Origin of the sequence: Streptantibioticus ferralitis, assembly GCF_029223525.1 — a bacterium.
GTDB lineage: Bacteria > Actinomycetota > Actinomycetes > Streptomycetales > Streptomycetaceae > Streptantibioticus_A > Streptantibioticus_A ferralitis.
The window spans coordinates 1-13,820 of sequence record NZ_JARHTQ010000054.1; the positions used below are offsets into that span (position 1 = coordinate 1).

Consider the following 13,820-nt stretch of genomic DNA (forward strand, 5'->3'; position numbering starts at 1 on the left):
GCGCCGGCCTGAGCCTCTACTCAGTCATCCGCGAGATACAGACACTCCTCGCAACCTGGACCGGCGCCTGCCCCACATGCCACCGCGACATACCCACCCCAATACCAATCTGACCAAGCACTACTAGGGCGCAATCCCGTGGGTCTGGAGGCGGCCCATGTGCGCTGGCACAGCCAGAACGGCCCCGACGAGGTGCGTAACGCGCTCGCCTTGTGCGCCCTGCACCACGCCCTGCTCGATCTTGGCGTACTCGGACTCACCCCGGACCTGCGCATACGGGTGTCCGGGCGGTACGTCGCCCGCAACGACGCCGGTCGGGCGGTGGATGCCCTGGCGGGGAGAACCGTGGCCGCACCGCGCCCGGGCAACCCACCCGTCGACCCGGCGTTCATCACGTGGCACGACCGACAGGTCTTCAAGCACCCCGCCGCCGCTTAGGGCCGCGCGGCGCCCGTCCTCGGGACCCGGCGCCGCGCTCCTCACGTACCAGTGTTGCGGCGGCTTCGCCTGGCCCGGACGAACCGCACCGCCAGCACGGCGATCACCATGACCTCGGCCGCCGCCATGGCTGGGAAGGCGTCGATCGCCCAGTGCGCCGCCGTGGTCGACAGACCCTTACCGTGCGATCTCGCCCCGCCTGCCAGTTCCTCGGCGGCCACCGTGACCGCCGCCACTACCAGCGGCGGCGCCGGTATCACCCACCAGGCTCCCGCCCGCGAACAGTTCGCCGCCGCCACGCCCGCCGCGACGACCGCCGTGATCACCAGACCCCAGCCCAACGCCGAGCCCGCCAGCTCGTCCACGACGGCACCGGCCACCGGCAGGCCCCATGCCAGCGGCGCTGTCCTACCGGTCTGGCTCCGCCCGGTCCTTGCCGCTGCCCTGGAGCTGTGTCCGGCATCCGATGCGGCTCGCCCCCGGGGACCCGGTACCCGGTGAGAGCCCCGCGATGCGGGCGTGGACGCGTCCCCCATCAGATGCTTGGAGCCACCTGTCCCGTCCGCGCGCTGAACTGTCATTCACGTTCCCCGTCCGGTCGGCGTCCGGTCGGCCGATGTTTCGGCCCGGCTGTGTACGGCGTCCCACGCCGTGGCGGCGGAGTACTCCCGATCACAGGACGTTTCACACCCGCCTCAGGTTGCACAGCCGCGCCGGTACGCGCAACGCCAAGTGATGCTTCGGCACGGCCATTTGACATCTTCCCTGCTTCGGTACAGCGGCGCTCGATCCGAACGAAGTCAGAAGGAAAGCGAATCGTCCGTATCCGCGGGCCCGGGCGGCCATCGGCCTGATGATCACCAGCTTCCCCGTCAGCCGCCACCGCACCGCCGACCGGCTCCGATGGCTCGCGCGGGTGCGCATAGGCTGGACGGATGCAGGAGCAGTACCGGACGATCGCCCGCGAGGGCGTGCACGAGACCGAGATCAACAAGTCCCGCTTCATCTGCTCGCTCGCGCCCGCCGCGACCGAGCAGGAGGCCCAGGACTTCATCCGTCGCGTCCGCGCCGAGCACCCGTCCGCCAGCCACAACTGCTTCGCATACGTCATCGGTGCCGACGCGGGGCTGCAGAAGGCGAGTGATGACGGCGAGCCCGGCGGCACCGCGGGTGTGCCGATGCTGCAGATGCTGATGCGGCGGGACGTCCGCTACGCCGTCGCCGTGGTCACCCGCTACTTCGGCGGGGTCAAGCTGGGCGCGGGCGGGCTGATCCGGGCGTACGGCGGGGCGGTCGGCGAGGCGCTGGACGCCCTGGGCACCGAGACCCGGCGCCGGTACCGGCTGGCCACGATCACCGTGGACCACCAGCGGGCGGGCAGGCTGGAGAACGATCTGCGGGCCACCGGCCGCGCGGTACGCGAGGTACGGTACGCGGCGGCCGTGACCATCGAGGTCGGCCTGCCGGAGGCCGAGCTCAACGCCTTCCGCGGCTGGCTGGCCGACGCCAGCGCGGGCACCGCGCTGCTGGAACTCGGGGGAGAGACGTACGGCACACTCTGACCGGAGTACGGCACGGACGAAGCCATGGATACCGGATGGCTGTTGATATGACGGTCGCCGCCCATGCTGTCAGTGCCCACCGATACGCTCGGGGACGGAGTGGTCTGGCGACGGGAGCAGGCTCGATTGGCTGCGGCCTCTTCGAGGAGCTTGCCTCGTCCTCGAAGCCGGGTGGACGTCGAGGGCCGCCGCGGTGCTTCCGTGGACGGCCTTCAACTTCGGTAGCGACGCATCACATGCTGACTTCAGTAGTGACGCATCACATGCTGTCCGGCCGCCGTCCGTGCCTGCTTCGGGGTACGTGCGGGTGACACTCGGCATACTTTCCCGGCTTCCTGGAACTCCCGATGTCAGGAAGGCGATACGGGAGCTGTCTGGTGAGCGTTCATGCTGCGGGGGATCAGTACGGCGACAGTCAGAACGTGCTGGAGATGCTGGATCAGCGCTCAGCGACGTCGTTCTACTGGTCGTTGACGCTCCTTGCCACCATTGGCGGATTCCTGTTCGGGTACGACACGGCGAACATCGGGTCGGCCCTGAGTTTCGTCCCGTACCACCTCAGCGGCTTCGCGCTCGGCTATCTGGTGGCGGGGGCGTCGGTCGGAGCAGCGGTGGGGGCGCTGCTGGCCGGGCCCCTCACTGACCTGTTCGGCCGCAAGTCGCTGCTCATCGCCGACGCCGCCATCTACACCGTGGGGGCGCTGCTGTCGGCGGTGACCTGGCATGCCTGGGTCCTCATCACCGCCCGTACGCTGATCGGCCTGGCCATCGGCGCGGACTCGGCGATCGCCACCGCCTACATCGCCGAGTACGCCCCGGCGCAGCGGCGCGGAGCGCTCAGCATGCTCCAGCAATGGATGATCACGGTGGGCATTCTCATCTCGTACATCGTGGCACTGGTGATCCTGCGATCCCTGCCGGGCCATGCCTATGGGATCGACTGGCGGCTCATCTTCGGCCTGGGAGCCCTACCGGCGCTTGTCGGACTGGTACTGCGCACGAGGATGCCCGAGTCACCGCGGTGGCTGCTGGAGAAGGGGCGCTACGTCGGCGTCCAGAAGGCCATGCGGCAACTGGGCATCGAGGTGACGATCGAACAGGTGGAACGTACGGCGGCGCAGCTCCGCGCAGCCGAGGAGGCCCGCAAAGGTGAGGCGCGGATCAGCGACTGGACGCCGGGAGTGCGCCGGGCGCTCGTGGTGATCTGCGTGTTCTTCACCTTCCAGCAGATCACCGGCATCAACGTGCCGCTCTACTACGGCCCTCGCCTGCTGGCGCCGCTGTTCCAGTCGGGCGGGCACGGAGTGACCGTGGACTCTGCGATCGCGGGGGTGGAGGTCACGGCGATCATGACGGCGGTCAACGTCGGGGCGACGTACTTCGGGTTCAAGTACATCGACCGGATCGGCCGACGCGGGATGGCCATGGGCGGCTACGGCGGCATGGCGGTCTCGGCGCTGGTCGCCGCCTTCGGGTTGGGTTTCCTGCACGGCACCGCGCAGATCCTCGTCGTGATGATCGGGCTCAATCTGTTCATCGCCTCCTTCGCGGTAGGCGTCGGGGGCACGGGGTGGCTCATCCAGGGCGAGACCTTCCCGACGGCGGTACGCGGCCGCGCGGCCGCCATCGGGGCGGCCGCGGACTGGCTGGCGAACTTCGTCCTCGTCGTGGTGTTCCCCACCTGGCAGAGCGGGATCGGCCTGGCCTGGGTACTGGTCTGCTTCGCGGGACTGGCCGTCGTGGCCATCGGCTTCGTCTACACGTTCCTGCCCGAGACGAAGGGGCTCTCGGTCGACGAGATCATCCACCTGTACGAGGAGCAGGCCGCGCACACCAGATCTGCGACCGGGGAGGCGCCTCGGTGATGCCAAGTGACCCGCGGCGGCGCACAGTTCTGGTTCCCCGCTGCGGCGGCTACCCATAAGACGGTCACGTCCGGCGCATGTGCCGCCTGCGTGCGGCCGCTCAAAGCGCGTGCCGCCCAGCGCTGGGTGCGCTCCTGCTCGCCCGCCGCGGCCTGCACCTGACCCGGGAGTACTCCATCGACCCGCTGGAGACGTTCTTCGTCGAAGAGGTGATGGACCGCGAACCCGATCGCCTCGAGTTTGTCGATCATGCGCATCGCCGTGGACGGGTTCACCCCCAGCACGGAGGCGAGGGCCGCGAGCTTGACCGGCCCCTGGCTCTCCAGAACGACCAGTGTGCGCAGCTGGGGCAACGTCAGGCTGGGATCGATGTCGGCGAGCGCGCGGGCGGAGATCGCCACGAACAGCCGCGAGGCGGCCATCACGGCAGCGCGGACCTCCTCGACGGTGTCACTGCCCGGCGGCTCTGCGGAGTGCGGTCGCCCGTTGCCGTTCACATGCTGCTCCATGGCCCTCGTCATCCAGAGTCGAACAACCGTGTGTCCGGACTGTGTGGATTTCTGGCATTACCTGCATTATTGCCAACTGCAATGGCCGTCTGCCCGTTCTGCAGCAGCCGCAGCATCCGGACGCTACGACCCGGCCGGGTGGGCGTTCTACTGCCGAGGGTGGATGAAAAGCCGAGGTCCGTGGTGGATCAGGTACCCACAGACGCTAACGTGGTGAGTGCTGATCGCGAGCCCGTGCTGGTTCGTGCTGGTCATTGGGGCGGAGTTGGGGGAAACGTGCAGGTCGGAGCGGCCTCTTGAGATTGCTGCACACATCCGACTGGCACCTGGGACGGTCGTTCCACCGGGTGAACCTCCTGACCGCCCAGGAGGCCTTCATCGACCACTTGGTGGAGACGGTACGTGCCGAGCGTGTTGACGCGGTCCTCGTCGCGGGCGACATATACGACCGTGCGGTGCCGCCGCTGCCCGCCGTCGAGCTCTTCGACTCCGCACTGCACCGGCTCGGCGAACTCGGTGTGCCCACGGTGATGATCTCCGGCAACCATGACTCCGCGCGCCGTCTCGGTGTGGGCGCGCGGCTGATGTCGCGTGCCGGTATCCATCTGCGCACCACGCCGAAGAACTGCGGTACCCCCGTCATGCTGCGCGACGAGCACGGCGACGTGGCGCTGTACGGGCTGCCGTACCTCGAACCCCTCCTGGTCCGCGCCGAGTTCGCCGCCGACCGGGCCGACCACACGACCGTGCTCAGCGCCGCCATGGACCGGGTCCGCGCCGACCTCGCCGCCCGCCCGGCCGGTACCCGCTCGGTCGTCCTCGCCCATGCCTTCGTCGCGGGCGGAGTCGGCTGCAAGAGCGAACGCGACATCACCGCGGGCGGCGTCGCCGCCGTCCCCGCCGAGGTGTTCGACGGGGTCGACTATGCGGCACTCGGCCATCTGCACGGCGCGCAAACCATCACCGAGCGGATCCGCTACTCCGGCTCCCCGCTCGCGTACTCCTTCTCCGAGCATCTGCACCGCAAGGGCATGTGGCTGGTCGACCTCGGGCCGGAGGGTGAGATCTCGGCCGAGCGGGTGGACTGCCCGGTGCCGCGCCGACTGGCCAGGATCAAGGGCACGCTGGAGGAGCTGCTGTCCGATCCCGCGCTGGAGGCCGAAGAGGACGCGTGGGTGGAGGCGACGCTCACCGACGCGCAGCGTCCGTACGATCCGATGGCCCGTCTCTCCCGGCGCTTCGCGCATGTGCTGGCGCTTGACTTCGAGCCGCAGGGCGCCGCCGTGGACCCTCTGGTGTCGTACGCGAAACGGCTGCGTGACCGTACCGACCAGCAGATCGCCGAGGACTTCGTCGCCCATGTGCGCGGCCATGGCCCGGACGCCGGGGAGCGCACCGTGTTGCACCACGCGCTGGACGCGGCGCGGGTACGTGCGGCCGCGGGAGAGACGGTCTGATGAGGCTGCACCGGATGAAGGTGACCGCCTTCGGTCCCTATCGCCGCACCGAGGAGATCGACTTCGACGAACTCTCCTCCGGCGGGATATTCCTGCTGCACGGTGCGACGGGCGCGGGAAAGACATCGGTGCTCGACGCGGTGTGTTTCGCGCTGTACGGGGAGGTGCCGGGCGTTCGGCCGCGTATCCGGCTGCGCAGTGACCACGCGGATCCGGACCAGCTGACCGAGGTGGTGCTGGAACTCAGCGTCGGCGGGCGGCGGTTGGAGGTCACCCGCCGCCCCGAACAGGAACGCCCCAAGCGGCGCGGCACCGGCACCACGGTGGACAGACAGTTCAGCGCGCTGCGTGAACTACTGCCCGGCAGTGGTGAATGGACCGCACTCAGCCGCTCCCACCAGGAGATCGGCGAGGAGATCAAGCAACTGCTCGGCATGAGCAAGGAGCAGTTCTGCCAGGTGGTGCTGCTGCCGCAGGGCGACTTCGCCACGTTTCTGCGGGCCGACGCCACCGAGCGCGGCAAGCTGCTCGGCAGACTCTTCGGCACCGGCCGCTTCGTCGGCGCGGAGAGCTGGCTCTTCGAGCAGCGCAGCGCCGTCGAGGGCCGGGTACGGGCACAGGACCAGCAGCTGATCGCGCTGGCCCATCAGATGCGGCAGGCGGCCGGTCAGGCCGCTGATGAACTGCCGCTGCCCGAAACCGCCCCGGGCGAACCGGAGTTGGCCGCGGAGGTGCTGACCTGGGCCGCCTTCGCCCGTACCGCGGCCCGGGAGCAGGAGGAGATCGCCGACCTCGCCCTGTCCGCCGCCGAGTCGGCGCTCAGGGAAACCGAAGAGCGTCTGGACGCCGCCCGCGAGACCGCGCTTCTCCAGCAGCGGTACGCCGAGGCACAGGCCCGCTCGGCGGAGCTGGAAGCCGGGCGCGAGCAGTACGAGGCGGCCAGCGCCCGGTTGGAGCGAGCCCGCGCCGCCGAGCAGGTCGCCCCCGCACTTGACGCGCGCGACACCGCCGAGCGTGAGCATCGCACGGCCGAGGCGGCTCGGCAGCGCACCGCCGCCGAACTCCCCGACGGCCCCACCGACGCCGATCCCGGCCAACTCGCCCAGCAGGCAGGGCAGCTGCGCGAGGACCTCGGCCGCCTCGACACGGCCCGCCGGGCCGAGCAGCGGGTCAGCGAGCTGACCGCGGTCCGCGGCGGACTCGACCGCGAGGTCGCGGACGACGAGGAGGCCGCCCGCGACACCGATGCCTGGCTCGCCGACTGGGACCAGGCACGGGCCGACCACCAGCGGCGTATCGACACCGCCCACGAGGCCGCACAGCGTGCCGTCCAGCTCGCCGGTCAGCTGGACACCGCACGGGCGAGCCGAGATGCCGCACGCCGCCGTGACCAGCTCATCGCCCAGGAGGGGTACGCCGCCCAGCGACTGCTGGACGCCCGGGAGAACGCGGCCACCGCACGGGAGCAGTGGCTGGAGCTGAAGGACCGGCGACTGCGCGGCATAGCCGCGGAGCTGGCCGGGGAGTTGGCCGACGGCGAGCCCTGTCCGGTCTGCGGCTCGGCCGACCACCCGGCACCGGCCGAGCCGGGCGCCGGGCATGTCGACCGTGCCACCGAGGAGCGGGCCGAGGCCGACTACCTGCGGGCCGACGAGGCCCGGGGTGCGGCCGAGATCGAGCTGCACACCCTGCGGGAGCGGCTCGCCACCGCGCGGGAGGCGGCGGGCGCCCGTACGGCGGCTGAACTGGCCGATCAGGTCGCGCAGTTGGAGCCCGCGCACGATGACGCGCGCCGGGCGGCGGCCGATGTGCGACCCGCCCGTGAGGCATGGGAACTGGCCGAGCTCGAACACCAGCGGCGGGTGGACGCCCGGCAGGCGGCACGTGCACGAGCCGCCGACCTGCTCGCCCGCCGCGAATCACTGGACGCCGAACTCGCCCTGTTGCTGGCCCAGTTGACGGAGGTGCTGAACGGCGAGGGGAGCGTCGGCGAACACGCCTCCCGCCTGGAGCGGCTCGCGGCGGCCTACACCGAAGCCGCGGATGCGGCGAAAGCCGCGTCCGGCACCGCACACCGCCTGGTTGAAGCGCAGCAGCGTCTTGCGGACGCCGCCTGCCGTGCCGGATTCAGCACCCCGCTGGAAGCGGCCGAAGCACGCCTCGACCCGGGAGAGCTGCGGGCCCTGCGGGAGCGGATCGAGGAGTACCAGACGCGGCAGGCCACCGTCGCCCAGGTCCTGGCGGATCCCGACGTCCTCGCCGCCACGAGCCTGCCCCCCGCCGACCCGCAGCGGCAGCGGGCGGTGTTCGACACCGCGAGCGGCAGACTGCGCGAGGCCTTCGCCGCACGGCAGGCCGCACGATCCCGGTGCGCCGAACTCGACCGTCTGTCGGCCGACGCCGAACGGCAGACCGCCGAACTGGCGCCGCTGCGCGAGGAGTACGCGCGCCTCAAGCGGCTGGCGGAACTGGTGTCCGGCAGCTCCGCGGAGAACCAGTACCGCATGCGACTGGAGTCGTATGTCCTCGCCGCCCGCCTTGAGCAGGTGGCGAGCGCCGCGAGCATCCGGCTGCGGCGCATGTCCTCCGGCCGCTACACCCTGGTGCACACCGACGCCAGGATCTCCGGGCGCGGCCGCTGGGGCCTGGGGCTGCGGGTGGTGGACGCCTGGACCGGCACGGAGCGGGACACCACGACCCTGTCCGGCGGCGAGACCTTCTTCGCCTCCCTCGCCCTCGCCCTCGGTCTCGCCGATGTGGTCACCGACGAGGCAGGAGGTGTCCGGCTGGACACCCTGTTCATCGACGAGGGCTTCGGCAGCCTGGACGAACAGACGCTGGACGAGGTCCTCGACGTACTCGACGGACTGCGGGAACGGGACCGCGCCGTGGGCATCGTCAGCCATGTCGCCGATCTGCGTCAGCGCATCCCGGCCCAACTGGAGGTCGTCAAGGGCCGCGACGGCTCCCTGGTACGGCAGCGGACGGCGTCCCCGGCGGGCGTCAGAGGGTGAGCGGCCGCCGGGTGAGCGGTGAGGAGTAGACCACGCTCGTGGTCACGGAACCCAGGCCGCTGATCCGGCCGGTGGTCTCCTCCAGGTGGCGCATGGAACGGGCGGCGACCTTCAGCACGAAGCAGTCGTCGCCCGTGACATGGTGCGCCTCCAGTATCTCCGGTGTGGCGGCGAGCAGATCGTGGAACGGCCGGTAGTTGCCGTGCGGATAGCGCAGCCGCACCAGGGCGAGGATGGGCAGCCCGATCCGCTCATGGTCGATGACCGCCGCATATCCGGTGATCACACCCGCCTCCTCCAGCCGCCGAACCCGTTCGGTGACGGCGCTCGCCGACATCGACACGGTACGAGCCAACTCGGCGTAGCTGGCCCGGCCGTCACGCTGGAGGGCTTCCAGGATGCGCCAGTCGGTGGCGTCGAGGGAATACGCGGTCATGACCGGTGAATAGCAGGGGAAAACCCGGCATGGCAAGGCGATCGCCGGGGATCATCGGTTCCTCGACGGTCCGCTGAACCATAGATTTCCCGGTATGACCCACAGCATCCAATCCAGTCCCGTGCTGCGCACTCCGGCCGCTTCCGCCGAGGCGGCCGCCGCCTATTTCGCCGCCCGACTGGCCTTCCACACCGATGCCTCCGATGTGCACACCGCGCTGGAGAGCGCGCGCGCTGACTTCGTCGTGGTTGACTCACGTGCCCGGCGGGCCTGGGACCAGGGGCACATCCCGGGCGCGGTGCACCTGCCCACCGCCGAGATCCCCCGGCTGGCCGGCGAACTCCTCGACCCGGCGGTGCCCGTCGTCGTGTACTGCTGGGGGCCGGGCTGTGACGGCGCGACGAAGGCGGCCTACGCGCTGGCGAGCGCGGGCTACCAGGTCAAGGAGATGCTGGGCGGCGTCGAGTACTGGGTCCGGGAAGGCTTCGCCGTACAGACCGCAGACGGTCGCGAGCAGCTCCCCGCGGACCGCCTTACGGCGCCGGTCGGCGCGGACGACTGCGGCTGCTGAACACCGGGTCAGGCTGGCGGTCCCGGCTTGGTCAGCTCGAACGCCCAAAGGCCCTCGCGGTCCTCGACCCGGATGAATCCGACGCGCTCCAGCACGCGTTGCGAGGGCCGGTTGAACGGCTCGGTCGCCGCCAGCACGGTGTGCACCCCAGGCTGTTCGAGCGCCCAGCAGGTGAGCAGCCGCAGGGCGTCGGTGGCCCAGCCCGCGCCTCGGCTGGACACCGACAGGTCGTAGCCGACCTCGACCGCACCGTCCTCCGGCGGGCCGTGGAAGCCCATGCCCCCGACGGCCACCGAGTCCTCGGTGCGCAGGATCGCGAAGAGCCCCCAGTGCGGCCGGTATTGCCCGGCCGCGCAGGCTTTCGCCGCCATCTCGGCCGCCACCACGGTGCCCTCGCCGGGGTCGCCGTCCACCCACCGCAGTCCGTCGCGCTCTCCGTCGGCTATCCGCGCCGCCTCTTCTGGCGCGAACTCGCGCAACGCGACCCGCCCGTCGCGCAGCACCAGCCGCTCGCCGTCGTAGGAAGTACTCAGATCCATGAACAACTCTCCTTACACCACCGGCGCGGTGGCGGGGCGCGGCCAGCGTCGCCGGGATCGTTGGTGGCGGCCGGGCCTGCCGCGCGGCCGCCACCACCGAAGCCGGCAGCGGTCAGAGCTGGGACAGCTCGTCCACCAGATCGTCCAGGCCCAGCGAACCCTGTGAAAGGGCCGCCATGTGCCATGCCTTGGCGTCGAAGTCGGCGCCATGTGCCTGGCGGGCCGCCGCACGGCCCGTCAGCCAGGCGCGTTCGCCGAGCTTGTAGCCGATCGCCTGGCCCGGCATGCCCAGATAGCGCACCAGCTCGCTGTCCAGGAACTTCGCCGGGCGGCCGCTGTGCAGGCCGAAGAACTCCCGGGCCACCTCGGGCGTCCAACGCTCGCCGTCGCTTCGAGCCCAGCCGATCCGCCGGGCGGACTCCGCGGGGATCGGCAGCTCCAGGTGCATGCCGATGTCAATGATCACCCGGACCGCGCGCATCAACTGCGCGTCGAGATAGCCCAGACGGCGGCCCGGATCGGTGAGGAAGCCCAACTCGTCCATCAGGCGCTCCGCGTACAGCGCCCAGCCCTCGACATTGGCGCTCACCATGCCCACCGAGGCCTGGTAGCGGGAGAGCTGGGGCGCGACGTGCACCCACTGGGCCAGTTGCAGATGGTGGCCGGGTACGCCCTCGTGGTACCAGGTGCTGACCAGGTCGTAGACCGGGAAGCGCTCCCGTCCGAGCGTCGGCAGCCAGGTCCGGCCCGGGCGGGAGAAGTCCAGGGCGGGGCTGGTGTAGTACGGCGCCGCGGCGCTGCCCGCGGGGGCGATCATCGCCTCGACCTTGCGCACCGGCTCGGCGAGCTCGAAGTGCGTGCCGTCGAGTGCGCTGATCGCCTCGTCCATCAGCTCCTGGAGCCAGGCGCGCACCGCTTCGACGCCTTCGACGACCTCGCCCGATTTCTCCAGATGGGCCAGTGCCTCGCGCGGAGTGGAGCCGGGCAGCACCTTCTCCGCCTCGACGCGCATCTCGTCGTGGATACGGTGGAACTCCTCCCAGCCCCAGGCGTACGCCTCGTCCAGATCCAGGTCGGAGCCGGTCCATTCACGCACCCACAGGGCGTACCGTTCGCGACCCACCGGATCCGAGGTGTCCCGCACCGCGGGGGCGTAGGTGTCCCGCAGCCAGTCCCGCAGTTCCGCGACGGCGGCGGTGGCCTCGGCGGCGGACTCGTCGAGTTCGGCGCGCAGCTCCTGGGGCCCGGCGGAGACGAACTCGGCGAACCAGCTGCGCTCGCCACCGGTCCACTCGGTCAACTGCCCGATGACGGTTTCCACTTGGCGGGGCCCGGCGGGCAGGTTCTGTTCCAGGCCGGTGGCCAGTGAGGTGCGGTATCCGGTGAGCGCTTCGGGCACGTTCCGCAGCCGTCCGGCGATCGCGGCCCAGTCCGCGTCGGTCTCGGTGGGCATGAGCGTGAACGCCTCGCGCACCGAGTGCACGGGTGAGCTGAGATTGCTGATCCACCGCAGCCGTTCACCCGCGTCGTGCACGGCGAGCCCGGCGGTGAGCCGTTCGCGCAGCAGTCGTGCACAGCGGCGCTCGGTCTCGTCCCGAACGGCCGGGGAGTCGGGGCCGGCCGCCTCGGCGGCGTCCAGTTCGGCGAGGGTGCGCCGGGACAGGTCGGCGAGGGCCTCGAAGCCCTCCGGGGAGAAGTCGGGCAGACGGTCGTCGCCCGGGTTCAGGCCGAGGTAGAGGCCGGTGAGCGGGTCGAGTTCGGCCAGTGCGTCAACGTAGGCATCGGCGATCGCCCGCGGGAGCCGCTGGTCTTGGCGGCTCTTGGCAGCGTCAGATGTATCGGACATGCGGACATCCTGGTACGGGAGCCGGTCCCGCGTCGATCACTTTGCGCTGGTGCTCTCCGCGGTGCTTGCCCGGACCACCGCTTCCGCCGTCCGCCCGGCCGGGTGTGCTGGCCTGGTCGGGCGGACGGTGTGGTGCGGTGGACGGCCTTGCGGGGCGGCGCGTCAGAGATCGCGCGCCCTGTGCTGCCACTGGGGCTGTAGGTACGTGTGGGGCGTGCGCTGTGCCGTCTGCGACAGGGTCGCGGTGACCACCATGGTGGCGTCCTCGACCAGGTAGTCCAACGGCAGGTCGAGGCTGCGCATGGCTGCCACCATGGGTGTGTTGGCGGACTTGGTGACCGCGTACACCGCGCCGCAGCCCGCTTCCTCGGCGAGCGTGACCAGTCGCCGCAGGAGTTCCGCGCCGATCCCGCGCCGCTGCCACTCGTCCTCCACCAGCAGTGCGACCTCGGTCTCATCGCCGTCCCAGAGCAGATGCCCGAGGGCGACCAGCCTGCCGGAAGCCGTCTCGACGGCGAGGGTGCGGCCATGGCGCGGGCTCAGCAGATGGCCGAGATAGCGGGCGGCATCACCTATCGGACCGTGGTAGCGGCGGCTCAGCGTCGTCGGGGAGCAGCGGTCGTGCATCGCCAGGGCGGCCGGAAGGTCGGCGGGGTCCGCGCGGCGCACCGTGATCTCGTTGCCCTCGGGCAGGGTCAGCACATCGCGGTGGCGCGGCACCCGGTCGCCCAACTGGGCGTCCAGCTCGACCAGTGCCCGGGCCCGGGCGAACTCCGTGGGGGTGAACGGCAGATACGGACGCTCGATGACGATCGCGCCGCCCTTGGGGTCGCGCAGCCGTAGTGTGAAATCCGCCAACTCGCCGTCCACCGGCGGCAGTTCGGTGCCGCCCGCGGGCAGTGACCGTATCCTGCAGCGGCCGAGTAGTTGGCGCAGCGCGAGCGGGAGTTCGGCGGCGTCCAGGGCGGTGCGGGTCGCCAGGGTCAGTACCCGGGTCGGGGTGTCCACCAGGTCGTGGGTGTCCGCCCGCTCCAGCCAGGTGTCACGGCCGCCCGCGCAGGACACCGTCCGGGTCAGCTCCTGCGACTGCAGGGCGATGGGGGCGCGCACCAGGAACTCGTCCACGGTGCCGTCGGAGAGCGGATGGGTCTGCAGGGTGAGGATGTCCACGCCTTCGGTGGCGAGCGCACCGCACAGCACGGCAAGGCTGCCCGGTGTGTCGCGCACGGTGGTGCGCAGTCGCCACAGCACGGACTCGCTGACCACCGGGGTCGCGGTGGCGTACCGGCCGTGCTCTGCCCGCTGTCCGGCTGCGGCCCCGCCGGTATCCGCGCCCGGGGGTGAGTGACCGTGGCGGCGTGACCACCATGTGTGGAATCCGGTGACCGCCAGCAGAAGCGCGGCGGAGCCGGTGAGCAGTACGGGCCCGCCGGGACCGTGGGCCATCAGGTTCGCGGCGAGGTCGGCCGCGGCGACGGCGACGAAGACCGCCGCGAGCTCCACCGCCTCCCGTCGCCAGTGGTGGCGGCCTCGGCGGCTGCCCGCCGGGTGTACGGCTTGCGAGTGTGACGATTGCTGCATGG

At 71.0% G+C, this 13,820-nt stretch carries 11 protein-coding genes and 1 pseudogene; 6 read left to right on the forward strand and 6 right to left on the reverse strand.

Features of this window, described 5'->3' with window-relative positions:
* Positions 1-123 precede the first annotated feature (123 nt).
* A pseudogene (locus tag P2L57_RS38065) lies at positions 124-438 on the forward strand (HNH endonuclease); the annotation flags it as partial.
* 41 nt (positions 439-479) lie between these two features.
* Here the strand turns inward: P2L57_RS38065 and P2L57_RS40485 are convergent.
* The gene (locus tag P2L57_RS40485) at positions 480-1,019 is read right to left on the reverse strand and encodes a DUF6542 domain-containing protein (protein ID WP_308292561.1); all 540 of its coding nucleotides are present in this window, start codon (positions 1,017-1,019) and stop codon (positions 480-482) included.
* A gap of 354 nt (positions 1,020-1,373) precedes the next feature.
* Between P2L57_RS40485 and P2L57_RS38075 the strand changes: the two genes are divergently transcribed.
* Entirely contained in the window at positions 1,374-2,000 is a 627-nt protein-coding gene (locus P2L57_RS38075; RefSeq protein ID WP_275822816.1) for a YigZ family protein, read from the forward strand.
* Positions 2,001-2,377: 377 nt separating this feature from the next.
* Complete coding sequence (locus P2L57_RS38080) at positions 2,378-3,865, forward strand: sugar porter family MFS transporter (RefSeq protein ID WP_275822818.1); 1,488 nt, start codon at positions 2,378-2,380, stop codon at positions 3,863-3,865.
* Here the strand turns inward: P2L57_RS38080 and P2L57_RS38085 are convergent.
* Positions 3,757-4,374: a MarR family winged helix-turn-helix transcriptional regulator gene (locus P2L57_RS38085; RefSeq protein WP_372516082.1), complete on the reverse strand. Its 618-nt coding sequence runs from the start codon at positions 4,372-4,374 to the stop codon at positions 3,757-3,759. The genes P2L57_RS38080 and P2L57_RS38085 overlap by 109 nt on opposite strands.
* A gap of 296 nt (positions 4,375-4,670) precedes the next feature.
* Between P2L57_RS38085 and P2L57_RS38090 the strand changes: the two genes are divergently transcribed.
* Positions 4,671-5,831, forward strand: a complete 1,161-nt coding sequence (locus P2L57_RS38090; protein WP_275822819.1) for an exonuclease SbcCD subunit D — start codon at positions 4,671-4,673, stop codon at positions 5,829-5,831.
* Positions 5,831-8,845, forward strand: coding sequence for an AAA family ATPase (locus P2L57_RS38095; RefSeq protein ID WP_275822821.1), 3,015 nt, complete (start codon positions 5,831-5,833; stop codon positions 8,843-8,845). The genes P2L57_RS38090 and P2L57_RS38095 overlap by 1 nt, the downstream gene beginning before the upstream one ends.
* On the opposite strand, the gene P2L57_RS38100 is transcribed toward P2L57_RS38095, so the two are convergent.
* Positions 8,835-9,281, reverse strand: coding sequence for an Lrp/AsnC family transcriptional regulator (locus P2L57_RS38100; RefSeq protein WP_275822823.1), 447 nt, complete (start codon positions 9,279-9,281; stop codon positions 8,835-8,837). The two genes, P2L57_RS38095 and P2L57_RS38100, sit on opposite strands and share 11 nt — an antisense overlap.
* Before the next feature lie 94 nt (positions 9,282-9,375).
* Between P2L57_RS38100 and P2L57_RS38105 the strand changes: the two genes are divergently transcribed.
* Positions 9,376-9,852 (forward strand): rhodanese-like domain-containing protein, encoded by a 477-nt coding sequence (locus tag P2L57_RS38105; RefSeq protein WP_275822825.1) that lies wholly within the window; start codon positions 9,376-9,378, stop codon positions 9,850-9,852.
* 8 nt (positions 9,853-9,860) lie between these two features.
* Here the strand turns inward: P2L57_RS38105 and P2L57_RS38110 are convergent, their stop codons facing one another.
* The 3 genes from P2L57_RS38110 to P2L57_RS38120 form a co-directional block, all read right to left on the reverse strand.
* The gene (locus tag P2L57_RS38110; RefSeq protein WP_275822827.1) at positions 9,861-10,391 is read right to left on the reverse strand and encodes a GNAT family N-acetyltransferase; all 531 of its coding nucleotides are present in this window, start codon (positions 10,389-10,391) and stop codon (positions 9,861-9,863) included.
* A 112-nt stretch (positions 10,392-10,503) separates the two neighbouring features.
* Positions 10,504-12,237: a DUF885 domain-containing protein gene (locus P2L57_RS38115; RefSeq protein ID WP_275822829.1), complete on the reverse strand. Its 1,734-nt coding sequence runs from the start codon at positions 12,235-12,237 to the stop codon at positions 10,504-10,506.
* 162 nt (positions 12,238-12,399) lie between these two features.
* Complete coding sequence (locus P2L57_RS38120) at positions 12,400-13,818, reverse strand: GNAT family N-acetyltransferase (RefSeq protein WP_275822831.1); 1,419 nt, start codon at positions 13,816-13,818, stop codon at positions 12,400-12,402.
* Positions 13,819-13,820 lie beyond the last annotated feature (2 nt).

Excerpts from the sequence above, each read along its gene's own strand:
- P2L57_RS38100 (WP_275822823.1), bottom strand. The coding sequence starts at position 9,281 with ATGACCGCGTATTCCCTCGACGCCACCGACTGGCGCATCCTGGAAGCC.
- P2L57_RS38120 (WP_275822831.1), bottom strand. The coding sequence starts at position 13,818 with ATGCAGCAATCGTCACACTCGCAAGCCGTACACCCGGCGGGCAGCCGC.
- P2L57_RS38115 (WP_275822829.1), bottom strand. The coding sequence starts at position 12,237 with ATGTCCGATACATCTGACGCTGCCAAGAGCCGCCAAGACCAGCGGCTC.
- P2L57_RS38110 (WP_275822827.1), bottom strand. The coding sequence starts at position 10,391 with ATGGATCTGAGTACTTCCTACGACGGCGAGCGGCTGGTGCTGCGCGAC.
- P2L57_RS38085 (WP_372516082.1), bottom strand. The coding sequence starts at position 4,374 with ATGGAGCAGCATGTGAACGGCAACGGGCGACCGCACTCCGCAGAGCCG.
- P2L57_RS40485 (WP_308292561.1), bottom strand. The coding sequence starts at position 1,019 with ATGACAGTTCAGCGCGCGGACGGGACAGGTGGCTCCAAGCATCTGATG.
- P2L57_RS38075 (WP_275822816.1), top strand. The coding sequence starts at position 1,374 with ATGCAGGAGCAGTACCGGACGATCGCCCGCGAGGGCGTGCACGAGACC.
- P2L57_RS38105 (WP_275822825.1), top strand. The coding sequence starts at position 9,376 with ATGACCCACAGCATCCAATCCAGTCCCGTGCTGCGCACTCCGGCCGCT.
- P2L57_RS38095 (WP_275822821.1), top strand. The coding sequence starts at position 5,831 with ATGAGGCTGCACCGGATGAAGGTGACCGCCTTCGGTCCCTATCGCCGC.